Here is a 13,681-nt window from a genome sequence, read left to right on the forward strand (position 1 = left end):
CTTATAGTGATCTTGCTCTGGACTGACCCGGTTTCCCTCCCTTAGTTTTCCGGGTCAGTCTGAGCACATAACTACAAGGAAACTGACAAACCAACGCCTACAGATAGGACATTGAGCGGCACCAGAGGAGCACAGCACATGGGATTTTTCGACTTCTTGCGCGGAGGTACATCCGGCACCACGTCCGGTGTGACCTCCCCATGGGCACCCGAGCCAAGCGAGCTAGAACGTATGACGCTTGCCGACCTTGTAGGGCTGACCCCGGAAGACGTGATTATCAACCGCGAAACCACGGTAGGAATCCCCGCTGTTGCTAAGGGCCTGAACTTGATCAAGTCCAGTGTTGCCCGCCTGCCGATGGTCGTTTACCGCAACGATCAGATAGCACCACTACAGCCGCCATTCCTCAACCAGCTTGAACCGGGCATCCAGAATCACACGGTCATTGCGTACGCCGTTGAAGACCTCATCCTCTACGGCAAGGCGTTCTTCCTAATCACCAAGCGCAACACCCAAGGACAGGCGCAGCAGGTCAAGTTCGTTCCTCACTCTGAGGCCGAATACGAGCGAGGAATCCTCAAACGAGCATTTGGTGAAGTGGTCAACCCTCGTGAGTTCTTCCGAATTGACTACATAAATGAGGGAATCATCAACTTTGGGCGTGACGCTCTCAAGGAAATGATTCTGATTGAGAAGGCCGCTTACAGAGCCGGCGCCTCTCCCCTACCTCACCTGATCCTCAGAGAAACCAGTGACAAGGGCAAGCTCTCCAGCGAACAGAAGACAAGCCTAATACAGGCCTACTCGTCTGAACGTCGCAAGGCTCACGGTTCGATTTCTCTAATCTCATCGAACCTCGAACCGATTCCGATTGGTCAGACCAACGAGAACCTGCTTCTAGAGGCAAGGAACGCAAACGCAATCAACGCGGCGCGAATCCTCATGCTACCCGCGAGCTACACGGACGCTTTCGTTAGCGGCACAAGCCTTAGCTATACGAACATTGCCAGTCGCAATAAAGAGCTACTAGAGGCAATCAACCCGGCGATTGAGGCCATGGAAGCCGCGTTCTCGTATTACTTGGTTCCGTACGGATCAAAGATCAAATTCGATACGTCCGAACTCACCAAGGACGACAAAGCAACACGATTCCAGAACTACCAGACAGGACTAGCCGCAGGCTTCCTGACCGTAAACGAGGTCCGCGAACTAGAGGGCCTAGAACCACTACCAGAACCGGAACAGCCGGTTAGGGAAGAGGAACAGGACGAACAGGAACAAACCTAAATGGAAAACACCAACCTAGAACTAACGATCACCGGACAAACCCTAGAAGCCAATCTTGAAGAGCGCCGCATTACAGGGCGCATCATCCCGTTCGGCGTACCGGGCTACCCGTCCGTAGGGCCACAGGGAATTATCGCTGAGGCCGGGAGCATCACGCTACCTGAGGACGCGTCAAGCGTATTCCTCAACCTAAACCACACCGCCAACGACGTAGTTGGTAAGGCCACAAATTTAGAGGAACGAGAGGACGGCATTTACGCGTCTTTCCGTGTCTCGAAGACCACCAAGGGAAATGACCTACTTGAAGAAGTGAAAGACGGCCTAAGGGCTGACCTTTCCGTTGAACTCTCAGAGGTCACTACCAAGGGAACGGCAATTGTCGCGAGCGTCCTAAGCGGCGTAGCGAGTGTCGTGAAAGGCGCATTCAAGGGCGCAACCGTAACGGAGGTAGCCGCAGAAGCTACCGACACAAACACAAATGAAAAGGAGTCCTCTATGGACGAGAATCTAGAAATCAATGCTGAGGTAACTCCTGAGGTTGCCCCAAGTATCAAGGCCGCAAACGAAAAGCAGGATCTTGCCAAGCTCACATTCGCGGCTGCTCACGGCGGCGGCTCTGCTGTTCAGGCGGCGATCACCTCTACCGGTGTGGCCGATGACGCTGGCGAGGTCTACGTCAAGGAGCAGAAGCTAGGCGAGCTGTTCGAGGCCCGCAAGGTGTCCCGCCCAATCGTGAACGCGTTTGGTCCGGCACGTCCGCTTACGTCACTCGTGATCAGCGGTACCAAGAAGAACCGCACGATCACCGTTGCCCCATGGGCCGGTGGTCGCGCTGAGATTGCCTCTAGCAAGTTCAGCACTGAGAGCCAGACCGAGCAGGCCGCGTACCTCGCGGGAGCCGGTGGCCTTGACATCGAGCTTATCGAGTTCGGTTCCGAGGACGTTGTGTCCGAGGTCTACGAAGAGATGATCGATGACTACCACCGCAAGACAGAGACAGTCTTCTTGACCAAGCTCACCGCTGAGGCAACCGCCGTTTCCGGTACCGCAACAGTCATCGAGGCAGTCAACGACGGTATGCGCAAGCTCTCCGGTCAGGGCGCTAAGGGTGACGTTGTCGTTCTGGACGACACCAGCTACGCCGAACTGCTCGAACTGACCTCTAGCGAAGTTCCATGGTGGTTTGAAAATCAGGCGACCGTGAACCTGCAGGACGGTTCTTTCACCGCCTCAGGTATCAAGATTGTCACCAATTCCGACCTTGCCGCAGGCACCGTGATTGTTGCCGATAGTCGAGCAGCCAAGTTCTACGAGTCAAAGAACATCACTCTTCGTAGCATTGACGCCCTCCACGGCGGTATCGATCTTGCGTTCATCAAGGCTCACGCCGCAATGGTGACCGACCCTGCATCCGTACGCGTGTACACACTCGGAACAGGCGTCTAATCATGTTGACCACAGGCGACCTGCTGCTATTCATTGACGGACTTCCCAAGGATATCCAAGCGGATGACCCGCGCCTGTCAATGGTCGCAGAGGCGGTAAACGGATTTGTGGACAAGCTGCCACATATCGAGCGTGACGCGGAAGGGGCGTGGACCACTCAAACCAAAATGGGCGCGCTTCTCGTAGCGAGTCGCCTGTGGTTGAGGACGGAGTCCCCTAGCGGTATTCAGAAGTTCGGAGACGGACAGATCTACATTTCCAAGTTCGATCCTGAGGCCGCAAAGCTCTTGAACACTGACGAATATTCGAAACCGGAGGCGATCTAGTGCTATCTGCCGCAATGAAAGAGATTGCGCAAATGGTGACTGACGCCGGGTTCTACACGGTAGCCACCTATAAGGATCTATCAATTCCCGGTGGTTTGGTCTTCCTTGAGTCCTACGAGCGTGTAAATCACGGTCACCTCAGGATCACCGGCACATTCGTTTGCGTCACTAAAAGCACCACTTACACGCTGGACATTCTGGACGACCTAGGACAGGCAATAGAGATTGCCGGTTCCGTCCTACCACTCAGAGACGTTCGAGCGGTCACCTATTCAGACGTTGAGCGAGGCGCGGATTTCCCGGCCTTAGAGGCGTCGTTCACCATTACCCATATTTCAGAAGAAGGATAAACATCATGGCGATAAATACAACTGTAGTGGGCAATGGCCTGCTAACCATCGGAGCTGTAGGTTCCGAAAAGATCTTCGCGAGTCAAGTCACGGAGTGCACACTCGAACCCGAACACGAGGCCGGAGACACACGCTACGTGCTTTCCGGTGAATCCAAGAGCGGCAACCTTGTTACGACTTGGACTCTCAGCGGCAACCTGCTTAGCGACCTTGGACAGACCGAGTCACTACAGGAGTGGCTCTTTGACGAGAACGGCAACGAACACCCGTTTGAGTTCTCTCCGAACAACACCACAGGCAAGAAGGTAGTTGGCGTTCTGCAGGTTCGCGCTGTTGCTTTCGGCGGCGAGGCGAACGCTGAGGCAGAAGCCGAGTTCGAATTCCCGGTCACCGGTACACCGGCTATCGAGTCAATCGTCTAATCATGGCTACTAGAGGATTCGGTGTAGCTGTTGGCATCAAGATTACTGACGGGCGACAGCTACGCCGAGCACTCAAAGAAGCCGGTGAGGGTCTAGACGATTTACGCGACCTGAACAAAGAAGCTGGATCGATTGTTGCCCGTGCTTTACCCGACAACACACCTGTTGGACCGGACGAGGGTGGACACCTTTTCAACACGATAAGACTCAGCGCTACACCGGTTCGAGCACGTATCAGTGCGGGCGATAAGTCCAAACCGTATGCCGGTGTCCTGCACTGGGGTAGCCCACATACATCACAGAGAAGCCAACCGTGGATGCACACCACCGCGAAAGTGCTTGAACCCAAATGGACAGCGGTCTACTGGGACCGACTAGAACAAATTATTGCAAAAGCGGCCAGAGCAGCCGACTAAAACAAGGAGATCACACAATGAACGAAATGATTGTTACTTATGAGGGACACACCTACAACATCAAGCCAATATTTGGGGACATGGTTCGAGTAGACGAAATCCGTCACCGCCTCAAGCTGCCGACTATGGATGAGGCGCAGTTCCAGTTTATGGCACTCGTCGCCTATTCGGCCCTAGTGCGTGTCGGAACGCTCGATCCGAAGACCACCGATCCACGCACATTCTCGATGAATCTAGAGAACCTAGAAAACGTCGAGGACGATGACGCGGATGAGAAAAGCGAGTAAGGGCTTCGAGCCTAACGAGTACACCAAGACTCTAGTAGCGATCAGCTACAAACTCGGAATCCCTTTCCAAGATCTTTTGGACCTACCGGATTTCGTCATTCAGGAATATATCAATCTTGCTTTGAGGGAGGCAGAAGAGACAGACAAAGCCAATAAGAAGAAGTAGAGGTGGGCATCCATGGCAAAAAAGACAGCGATTTTCAAAGTTGACCTAATTAGCGACGCTAAGCGGTTCCGTAAGGGTTTCCGCCAAGCTGAGCGCACAGCGGCAAAGTTCAGCCGTGCAATGGGGAGACTGACGAAATCAACTGCCGCTGTGGGTGCTTTCACTCTGATTGGTGCCTCTGCTCTTGCCGCTACGTCGAACGTCGCCGCGTTCACAGCGTCTCTCGGGGCGCTAGGCGGTCTGATCTTGCCGACAGTGGGAATCCTAGTCGGGTTCGGTGTCGGTCTACTGGCAACGTATCTAGCCCTCAAGGACACATCTAAAGAGCTGGAACATCTGGGACCAAAGTTCACCAAGCTACAGAAAACGGTCTCATCGAACTTCTGGGATAAGGCCAAGAAACCTATTGAGGATCTAGTCAACACCACTCTTCCGGCGTTGACTTCCGGGTTCGGCACTGTCGGCACTTCCCTAGGCGAGTTCTTCGGGGAAATGGCGTCGAGCATTCAGAGCGCCGCTGACAACACCTCGCTACAGGTGTTCTTCGACCGCGTAGCCGAGAGCATCGACATTGCTAAGGACGCACTACAGCCGTTCGTGAACGGTATCAAGGATCTTGGCGGGTTCGGTTCTGAGTATCTGGCTCCCCTAGCCGATTGGTTCGTACGTGTCTCTGAGAGCTTCGAGGCGTTCGCGTCTAAGGCGCGTGCTGACGGTTCCCTCAAGCAGTGGACAGAGAACGGTCTACAGGCCGCGCGCGACCTAGGCGGGGTGTTGTCCGGTCTAGGCGGGATCATGGCCGGTATTGCCAGTGCCGCTGCAGCCGCTGGCGGTTCGCCTCTTGGTGCCGCCGCTGACGGTCTCAAGCGCGTAGCTGACATAGTCCAGGGTCCGGCGTTCCAAGGTGCCTTGACGACACTCTTCGAGGGCGCACACGAGGCCATGGAGAAGCTGACTCCAGCGATCAAGGCGATTGGTGACGGATTCGTCACTATCGCGCCGACGTTGGCCGAACTCATGCCGACTGTTGCGGAACTCGTGTCCGTACTGGCAACGACGTTCGTCCCGGTCATCGCGGATCTTATCGCCGGAATGTTGCCGCTAGTCGAGACTATCCACTCCAACAAAGAGGCGTTCCTAGGCATCATGGGCGCAATCTTGCTGGCAGCTGGATCGGCTAGGGCGTTCCGTGGTGCCCTATCAATCGCACAGGGCGGAATGGTCGCGTTCGGCGCGGTCAAGTCCGGTGTGCAAATGGTTGGCCGTTTCCGTGACGGTCTCCTCAACGCTAACGCGGCCGCGTCTGTGTTCTCGGGTAGAGCCGGAACTCTAGGCGGCAAGGTCGCCGCATTCGCCGCTGCTATGGGTCGAGGTACAGCCGCACTCATCCGCAACACCGGCGCGATGGTTGTGAACGGCGCTATCGCTGTAGCTCTTGCGGCCAAAACAGCAGCGCTCACTGTTGCCCGTTGGGCCGCTGTGGCCGCTCAGACGGCACTCAACATCGCAATGGCACTCAACCCAATCGCGCTAATTATTATCGCCGTAGTGGCCCTTATCGCCGGTTTCGTCTTGCTTTACAACAAAGTCGAGTGGTTCAGAGTTGCCGTTGATACCGCGTGCGCTTGGATTGCGAACGCTTGGACCGTTGCTACTACGTGGATCACGAATGCATGGAATACAGCTATGCAGTGGATCGGTAACGCGGTCCTCAATTTCGTAGCGGGAGCCGTAAACAAGTTCCTCGAATTCCGTGCCAAGGTGAACGCCGTTATCGAGTTCGTGCGCGCATTCTTCAAGGCAAAGTTCCAACAGATGAAACAGAAGGCTCTGGAAATCATCGTCGGGATCATCGTCAAGTTCCTAGAGTTCCGCCAAAAAGTCATCGACGTTGTGAACAAAGTCAAGTCATTCTTCGTGGACGGTTTCAACAGCATGAAATCAACCGCTAAGGGCGTCATTGATTCAGTCGTCGGATTCTTCGACAACATCATCTCCAAAGTCAAGGGCGCTATCGATTGGGTACGCAACCTGTTCAACATGGACGGAATGCCCGGTTGGATGAGCGGTCTATTCGGCGGAGGTACCGGCTTCGAGGTTGTCGGCTCTTTCGCCTCAATGCCACAGCTCGCAACGGGTATGGGCGCAACTGGCATTTCCAGCACTATCGCCGGTTCGGGTTCGCGCGGTTCAAGCGTCGTTGTTGTCCACAACTATCACGTCACAAACGAGTTCCGTGGAGTGACAACGGACAAGATCGGCGTTGCCAACGAAATTGAACAACTACTAGAGAACAAGAAACGATTGAAGGGAGGTTTCTAATGAGAGCCTACAGGCGTCTACGCCAAACAATGATTGAGTATCTAGGAATCAACGGGCCTCTATTCGCATTCTACTCAGTGCCAACGAACGCGATCTACGACGATGAAATCTTCGAGGTCACGATTACGCGCGGCAAGTCTCAGCGAGGCGGAGGAATCCACCCGACAACTCTAGAGATTTCCACCAACGGCAATCGTCCCATCGACGTGCAAGGGCACAACTGCCGTTTCTTTATCCGTGACGCAATCGCCCCGACTTTCGCCGCAGCTCTAGGGCACGGCGACTGGGAGAACATGTGGTTGAGGTTTCAGGGTCGAGCTGGCACCACAGAGATTGAGGACAACCCTCACGGGATCCCGTTCATCACCAACTTCCAAGCGGCGTCTTGGATCGGACAGCTTGCCTACTCCGGCAAGGGGCACGTAGCAAGCGCGGGCGACTCCGTACGAGACGTGCTCATCGGCCTAGCCGGTGCAGACAACGGCCTACGCGGTCTGGACATTGCCTATCGGGGCAACTTCCCGAACGTGTCCCCTGAGGGTAACGGCTTCTATATCTGCAAAGACGATCTTATGAAATGGTCTGGCGATCTTGGCTATTGGTTCCGTGAGAACAGGGACGGAACTACGGACGTCATCAATCCCCAATGGCGGAACGCTAGGGCTTTGGATGATCTAGACCTGATGCTCCCGCTCACCCGCTCACAGGCAATCAGTCCGGCGACTATCCGTCTGAACAACGAGTTCCCGGCTGCAAAGATTGTCACCCAACTTTACAGCCCGACCAATCAGACGACGTGGGCTTACGAAGTCAACGACGATACCCGTCTGAAAGAAACGATTGATCAGGATTGGAACCACGTCGAATACGTAGGCGATTGGTCAGGCAATGCTCTTCAGCGGGAAATTATCGGCAAGGCATTCGAGACCTCTAACCACTACTGGACGATGCCTACTCTCACGGTTGACCTTCTCATGCTCATGCAGGGAAATGATCCCCACAAGCGACAAGCCGCTCAGCTACTAGAGCTAGAGGCGGCACACCCGATCTACTTCACGCAAGATTGGCCCTCACACCTGAGAGGTATCCACTTTGCTGAACAGATTGTGGAAAGAATTACACCGGATTCGTGGACGATGGAGCTTTTACTACTCCCCTACTCACACGTAACCGGTGAGAAATACCAAGTAGCTGTAGCCCCTAAGACATGGGATTCAGCCGGAACAAATCAATGGAACAACGATACGAGAACATGGAACGGAGCCTACTAAATGGCAACTCAACAAGAAATAGACCTAGCTAATTCACTAGGTTTCGTAACCCCAGGATCTACGGATTACATTGCAGACGGGGACGATAATATTACAGCAAACGCGGTAGCCGCTGCCAAGAATGCACTATCAGGGCCGTACACAAAACACACTCCCGGTTCAACAGAAACAGTAGATATCGATACATTGCGAGAGGTAGGCAAACATCTATTCTCTAGCGACACCTTCGCACTTAGGACTGTCAACGGACCCTCAACCCGTGGTGGTGTCCTCACAGTGGAGCAAGGCGTTACAGGGATGATTTCGCAGGTTTGGACGGATATCTATGGTGGTGGATACACGGGCAATATCTGGTTCAGATCCACACTGTCTATTGGGTCTACGCCGTTCCCGTTCGGGCCTTGGAAGCGCATTACACCTGAAGTGGGACAGGACTACGCTGGACGCAACGCCATGTTGCTACAGGACTTCACGCGCCGTAGAGGACCGGTCCACACCAACGGTAAGGCCGCAGTTGCTTACCGTTTCGATCACGGACTAGGGAACTACAGAGATTTCATCAAGCCTATGTTTGACGCGCGCGGTTGGAAGCACTCACAAGCACTCAACAGTGGTCAATGGTCAGCATCCGAAATGGGCGGCGTGACTCCCGCAATCGTTGACGGCTGGGTGCAAGAGGGTTTGCTCGAAATCTGGCACCACGGCCTAGACCACACTGATACGGGTTCTGAGGGCGGATTCATGTCTAGAATCGTCAACTCACTGGACACTCTGAAATCACAGATCCCAAGTGCGACGATTGACGGGTACTGTCCTCCCGGCGTCGGCGGTGACTCTTACCTAGGATTCAACGGCGGCAACAGTGCAGAGGCATTCTTCAATACTGAGGCCGGACGACTAGTGCTGTCACATCACGCGGTCTCTAGCGGGTACATCTCCGGCACGGCCTATCACCGCAAACTAGACGGAGTGATTCGCCACGGTCTGGGACACATCACGGCGGACACACTCAGCGCCGCGACTCTGAACAACAGACTTGATACTGCTATCGCCAATGGTGAGGGAATGCAAGTCATGCTTCACCCGTCCCAACTCAATCTGACGGACAAGATCACCGCTGCTGAGTTCGAAGCTCACTTGGACTACGTCCAGCAAAAGGTGGATGAGGGTCTAGTAGTTGTTCTGTCACCTTACGAATTGGTACTAGCGGATAAAACTCCGGTAGCGCCTATCGAACTAGGCGATAGGGATCTGAACACGCTCTTGACTTCCGGCACCTACATTCAGCCGTCATCAGTGAACGCGGGCGGGGCGAACAACTACCCCGAGGGTAGAGCGGGCAGCGTTACCGTGATCGGCAATTCGGGCGGAACACTCGTCAACCAGATCTATCACTCCTACGGTGCGACTAACCGCGTATGGCACAGGACGTACTACAGCGGCACTTGGTACCCGTGGCAGGCCGACGACACGCTAGATACCGGTTGGCGCGATCTGTCCGGACTGCTCACCAATGGTTGGGTTGCTGAGACTCAGTTCAGAGTGCGACGTGTTGGGGACAAGGTCACCTTGAGGATTCACCGCCTCAACGGCTCAGCTGCGTCTACGTCGTCTGTCATCGCACTACCTAGCGGTTTCCGCCCGACCAACACCACAGAACTTTTCATCCGTTCCGATGAGGCTGGAACGGTCATGAAACTTCTGACGCTACGTTGGGATGGAGCCATGTTCCTATCAACCGGCACTGTCACAACCAACAACGGCGGCTCTGAGTGGACGTTCAGCACTAATGCCAACTGGCCGACGACACTACCGGGAACGGCGGTGTAGTCATGGAGAGTGAACTAATCGCACAGATTCCGCACCTCATCGGACAGGTCGACCCTACGTTCGCCTTGCTGGCGATCATTGCGTATCTCATCCACAAAAAGTGGTCACCGATCCTGCAAGATCTAAGCGGACTGCCCAAGCGTGTCACAGTCTTGGAGACCGACCTAGAAGAAATCAGCGATGACGTTTTCTACCTCAAGGTACATACCAACTTCGAGGAGAACGCACCGGTCCCCCGTAGGCGTAGCGGCAGACACAGGCGCGAGTAACGTTAGTCGTCCGATACTTTCAACTCTGCTCGGATTCTCAAGATCAGCTCACCGGTAGCGGCCATGGTCTCACTAGCCAACTTCTCCGTTTTAGGGCGCATTTCCTCCATGGGAATCCGCTTGGAGACGGCTTCGAACGCGTAGGCCTCAAGCGCTCTATGGTGGTCCAGAACCTTACGTGCCTGCTCGCTAGTCGATGCACCACCTATAAGAAGAATCTTCGTAATCAACTGTAGCCCCCGATCACCGACTGGCGGCGCTTTGCCCTCACCTATCCATGAGGTCATTCGTGCAACGTCAAGGGGCACGTCTTCTTCTAGGAATCGCGTATAGACCCTTAAGCGTTCGTTCCTCAACCACTGTTCGTGCTCCGTCGTCTTGCCCCACTTAGCACCCTTCCAGCTACCAAGGAGCGCTAGAAAACCGGCAAGCAACGGGACTATGACCCACTGGAACGACTCTAGGAACTCAATCATGAGCAACAGCTTACGGGTAGAGTGATTCCGCGAACATGACACGCCGGTTACGTTGCAAACACACTAGTCAGAGGTCGATTTGGTTCGGGGATCCTATCATAACGAAGTCCCACGGGTCGGAATTGATGCTGCTGACCTGGACCTCGACGTCGAAGTTCTGGTCGGACAAGACATTGGTGAGGGCGTCGGCCGCGGCGGGGAGCCAGAGCCATTCGCTGGCGAAGTGGGATACGTCGATCAGGTAGGGGCGCTGACCCCGGGCCGTCTCCCGAGCCTCGAGGGCCGGGTGGTGGCGCAGATCGCCCGTGACGTACACGTCGGCCCCGGCCTCGCGCACGGTGTCCATGAGGGAGTCCCCGGCACCGCCGCAGACGGCCACCCGGCGGATCACCGCTTGCCGGTCTCCGGCCACGCGCACCCCGCCGGCAACCGCCGGCATCGCCCCGTAGACCGTGGCGGCGAAGTCGCCGAGCGTCACGGCCTGCGGCAGGTCGCCGATCCTGCCGATTCCCTCCTCCGGCAGCCCCTCGTCCGCGGCGGAGAGCGGTTCGACGTCCTGCAGGCCGAAGATGTCGGCGAGGACGTCGGAGACGCCGCCGACGGCGGAGTCCCCGTTCGTGTGCACCGTCAGCAGGGCGCAACGGCCCTCGATGAGTTCGTGCACGACCTCGCCCTTGGGGTCCGTCGCGGCGACGGAGTTCACGCCGCGCAGCATCAGCGGGTGGTGCGTGATGAGGAGGTCGGTGCCGCGGGCCACGGCGTCCCGGACGACGTCGAGCGTGGGGTCGACGGCGAACAGCACCCGCCGTACCGGACGTTCGGTGCGGCCGGCGACCAGGCCGACGCGGTCCCACTTCTCTGCGAGCGACGCGGGCCACAGCTCCTCGACGGCGATCAGGATGTCTCCCAGTGTCGCCTCCGGGCCGACGTCGTCCGCCGTGGCGGTGTCCTCGGTGTTCTCCCCGGCGACAGCTTCCGCCACCTCCGGCGTGGCCGTTTCGTCATTCTCAGAAGCCGCGGTTTGCTTCTCGGTCTCGTCCTGCATGTAACCACCGTAGCCCGCGCGCGGGCCCGCGGGTACGATCCACGCGTGGACACGGGCAGGAATTCGTGGAGGGTTGGGAATGTTCTACCCGTGGCGGGCAAGATGGGAAGCGCGCATGCGAGCAGAATCGTGACTGGAAGAGGAGGAGCACGTGAACCTGGGCGAACCTGAGAATCGGCGGACCTACTATCTCGGCGGAGGCTGCTTCTGGTGCCTCGATGCTGTGTACCGGAAGCTGCGCGGCGTCACGGACGTGGTCTCCGGGTACATGGGCGGCGCCCCCGACACCGCGAACTACCGGGCCGTGTGCGGCGGCGCGACCGGGCACGCCGAAGTCGTCGCGGTGACCTTCGATCCCGAGGTGATCCCGTCCGACGTCGTGCTGGACGTCTTCTTCGCCACGCACGACCCGACCACTCTGAACCGGCAGGGATACGACGTCGGCACGCAGTACCGGTCCGTCATGTTCTACGAGACCGAGGCCGAACGGGCGGAGTTTGACGCGGCGCTCCGCCGGCACCAGCCGAACTACGACGCGCCGATCGTCACCGAGGTGAGCCGCGCGCCGGCCTTCCATGAAGCGGAGTCGATTCACCAAGATTATTACGCCAGAAATCCCGGTGAAGGCTATTGCAACGTCATCATTAACCCGAAACTGTCGAAGGTGCGCAGATATTACGCTTCGTGGCTCGTCGAAGGTGCGTCCCACTAGTCAGGTCTAGGGTTGGACCCGAAGCATCCGTCCGCTTGACGCTCCGCAGAGATTTGGCGGGTGAACGGCGACCACGTATTCGACTCAACTCGAATGGAACGAAGGAAGATACATGGGGAAGATCTACAACAACGTCACCGAACTCGTCGGCGGCACGCCGCTGGTCCGGCTCAACCGCCTGACGGAAGGGCTCCCCGGCGACGTCGCCGTCAAGCTGGAGTTCTTCAACCCGGCCAACAGCGTCAAGGACCGCATCGGCGTGGCTATCGTCGACGCTGCTGAGAAGTCGGGCGCGCTGAAGCCCGGCGGCACCATCGTCGAGGGCACCTCCGGCAACACGGGCATCGCCCTGGCGCTCGTCGGAGCCGCCCGCGGCTACCGCGTCATCCTGACCATGCCCGAGACCATGTCGACCGAGCGTCGCGTCATGCTCCGCGCGTTCGGCGCGGAGATCGTGCTCACCCCGGGGTCCGAAGGAATGCGCGGCGCGGTCGAGAAGGCCAAGCAGATCGTCGCCACCAACGAGAACTCGATCTGGGCGCAGCAGTTCGCCAACGAGGCCAACTCCGCGATCCACCGCGCGACGACCGGCCAGGAGATCTGGGACGACACGGACGGCGAAATCGACGTCCTCGTCTCGGGCGTCGGCACCGGCGGCACCATCACGGGCGCGGGCAACCTGCTCAAGGAGCTCAAGCCGGAGATCAAGATCGTCGCCGTCGAGCCGGCCGACTCCCCCATCCTCAACGGCGGCGCACCCGGCCCGCACAAGATCCAGGGCCTCGGCGCGAACTTCGTACCGGAGATCCTGGACACCAACGTGTACGACGAGGTCATCGACGCCTCGGTCGAGGATTCGGTCTCGACCGCCCGCGCACTCGGCACGCAGGAGGGCATCCTCGGAGGCATCTCCTCCGGCGCAGCCGTCTGGGGTGCCCTGCAGGTGGCAGCCCGCCCGGAGAGCGAGGGCAAGCTCATCGTCGCCGTCGTCCCGGACTTCGGCGAGCGTTACATCTCGACCCTGCTCTACGACGACATCCGCGGCTGATCCACGGC

General features: G+C 57.2%; 14 protein-coding genes. 12 read left to right on the forward strand and 2 right to left on the reverse strand.

The annotated features are described in order from the left end of the window. Positions 1–138 precede the first annotated feature (138 nt). The 10 genes from EV380_RS05045 to EV380_RS05085 all read left to right on the forward strand — a co-directional run bounded on the left by EV380_RS05045 (position 139) and on the right by EV380_RS05085 (position 10,123). Positions 139–1,287: a phage portal protein gene (locus EV380_RS05045; RefSeq protein ID WP_130449772.1), complete on the forward strand. Its 1,149-nt coding sequence runs from the start codon at positions 139–141 to the stop codon at positions 1,285–1,287. Then, a complete protein-coding gene (locus EV380_RS05050; protein WP_130449774.1) occupies positions 1,288–2,733 on the forward strand; it encodes an HK97 family phage prohead protease in 1,446 nt (481 codons plus the stop codon). 2 nt (positions 2,734–2,735) lie between these two features. Beyond that, positions 2,736–3,059, forward strand: coding sequence for a hypothetical protein (locus tag EV380_RS05055; RefSeq protein WP_130449776.1), 324 nt, complete (start codon positions 2,736–2,738; stop codon positions 3,057–3,059). A gap of 14 nt (positions 3,060–3,073) precedes the next feature. Further along, positions 3,074–3,409, forward strand: a complete 336-nt coding sequence (locus tag EV380_RS05060) for a hypothetical protein (protein ID WP_165391884.1) — start codon at positions 3,074–3,076, stop codon at positions 3,407–3,409. A 5-nt stretch (positions 3,410–3,414) separates the two neighbouring features. Continuing rightward, positions 3,415–3,831, forward strand: a complete 417-nt coding sequence (locus tag EV380_RS05065; RefSeq protein ID WP_130449780.1) for a phage tail tube protein — start codon at positions 3,415–3,417, stop codon at positions 3,829–3,831. Between the two features lie 2 nt (positions 3,832–3,833). Beyond that, positions 3,834–4,247, forward strand: coding sequence for a hypothetical protein (locus EV380_RS16555; RefSeq protein WP_165391885.1), 414 nt, complete (start codon positions 3,834–3,836; stop codon positions 4,245–4,247). 17 nt (positions 4,248–4,264) lie between these two features. Next, the gene (locus EV380_RS05070) at positions 4,265–4,534 is read left to right on the forward strand and encodes a hypothetical protein (protein WP_130449782.1); all 270 of its coding nucleotides are present in this window, start codon (positions 4,265–4,267) and stop codon (positions 4,532–4,534) included. Between the two features lie 178 nt (positions 4,535–4,712). After that, complete coding sequence (locus tag EV380_RS05075) at positions 4,713–7,022, forward strand: phage tail protein (RefSeq protein WP_130449784.1); 2,310 nt, start codon at positions 4,713–4,715, stop codon at positions 7,020–7,022. 77 nt (positions 7,023–7,099) lie between these two features. Then, positions 7,100–8,293 (forward strand): hypothetical protein, encoded by a 1,194-nt coding sequence (locus EV380_RS05080; protein WP_130449786.1) that lies wholly within the window; start codon positions 7,100–7,102, stop codon positions 8,291–8,293. Positions 8,294–8,590: 297 nt separating this feature from the next. Then, entirely contained in the window at positions 8,591–10,123 is a 1,533-nt protein-coding gene (locus tag EV380_RS05085; protein WP_130449788.1) for a hypothetical protein, read from the forward strand. Between the two features lie 271 nt (positions 10,124–10,394). Here the strand turns inward: EV380_RS05085 and EV380_RS05090 are convergent, their stop codons facing one another. Continuing rightward, positions 10,395–10,868, reverse strand: a complete 474-nt coding sequence (locus EV380_RS05090) for a hypothetical protein (protein WP_130449790.1) — start codon at positions 10,866–10,868, stop codon at positions 10,395–10,397. Between the two features lie 67 nt (positions 10,869–10,935). After that, on the reverse strand, positions 10,936–11,913 hold the full coding sequence (locus tag EV380_RS05095; protein WP_130449792.1) for a Nif3-like dinuclear metal center hexameric protein: 978 nt from the start codon (positions 11,911–11,913) through the stop codon (positions 10,936–10,938). Between the two features lie 151 nt (positions 11,914–12,064). Here EV380_RS05095 and msrA point away from each other — a divergent pair, with 151 nt between their 5' ends. Together msrA and cysK are read left to right on the forward strand one after the other, a co-directional pair. After that, positions 12,065–12,625, forward strand: coding sequence for a peptide-methionine (S)-S-oxide reductase MsrA (gene msrA / locus EV380_RS05100; RefSeq protein WP_242607508.1), 561 nt, complete (start codon positions 12,065–12,067; stop codon positions 12,623–12,625). Between the two features lie 112 nt (positions 12,626–12,737). Then, complete coding sequence (gene cysK, locus EV380_RS05105) at positions 12,738–13,673, forward strand: cysteine synthase A (RefSeq protein ID WP_102159995.1); 936 nt, start codon at positions 12,738–12,740, stop codon at positions 13,671–13,673. Positions 13,674–13,681 lie beyond the last annotated feature (8 nt).

The sequence above is a fragment of the Zhihengliuella halotolerans genome, assembly GCF_004217565.1.
GTDB lineage: Bacteria > Actinomycetota > Actinomycetes > Actinomycetales > Micrococcaceae > Zhihengliuella > Zhihengliuella halotolerans.

Excerpts from the sequence above, each read along its gene's own strand:
- EV380_RS05045 (WP_130449772.1), top strand. The coding sequence starts at position 139 with ATGGGATTTTTCGACTTCTTGCGCGGAGGTACATCCGGCACCACGTCC.
- EV380_RS05050 (WP_130449774.1), top strand. The coding sequence starts at position 1,288 with ATGGAAAACACCAACCTAGAACTAACGATCACCGGACAAACCCTAGAA.
- EV380_RS05055 (WP_130449776.1), top strand. The coding sequence starts at position 2,736 with ATGTTGACCACAGGCGACCTGCTGCTATTCATTGACGGACTTCCCAAG.
- EV380_RS05060 (WP_165391884.1), top strand. The coding sequence starts at position 3,074 with ATGAAAGAGATTGCGCAAATGGTGACTGACGCCGGGTTCTACACGGTA.
- EV380_RS05065 (WP_130449780.1), top strand. The coding sequence starts at position 3,415 with ATGGCGATAAATACAACTGTAGTGGGCAATGGCCTGCTAACCATCGGA.
- EV380_RS16555 (WP_165391885.1), top strand. The coding sequence starts at position 3,834 with ATGGCTACTAGAGGATTCGGTGTAGCTGTTGGCATCAAGATTACTGAC.
- EV380_RS05070 (WP_130449782.1), top strand. The coding sequence starts at position 4,265 with ATGAACGAAATGATTGTTACTTATGAGGGACACACCTACAACATCAAG.
- EV380_RS05075 (WP_130449784.1), top strand. The coding sequence starts at position 4,713 with ATGGCAAAAAAGACAGCGATTTTCAAAGTTGACCTAATTAGCGACGCT.
- EV380_RS05085 (WP_130449788.1), top strand. The coding sequence starts at position 8,591 with ATGATTTCGCAGGTTTGGACGGATATCTATGGTGGTGGATACACGGGC.
- EV380_RS05090 (WP_130449790.1), bottom strand. The coding sequence starts at position 10,868 with ATGATTGAGTTCCTAGAGTCGTTCCAGTGGGTCATAGTCCCGTTGCTT.
- EV380_RS05095 (WP_130449792.1), bottom strand. The coding sequence starts at position 11,913 with ATGCAGGACGAGACCGAGAAGCAAACCGCGGCTTCTGAGAATGACGAA.
- cysK (WP_102159995.1), top strand. The coding sequence starts at position 12,738 with ATGGGGAAGATCTACAACAACGTCACCGAACTCGTCGGCGGCACGCCG.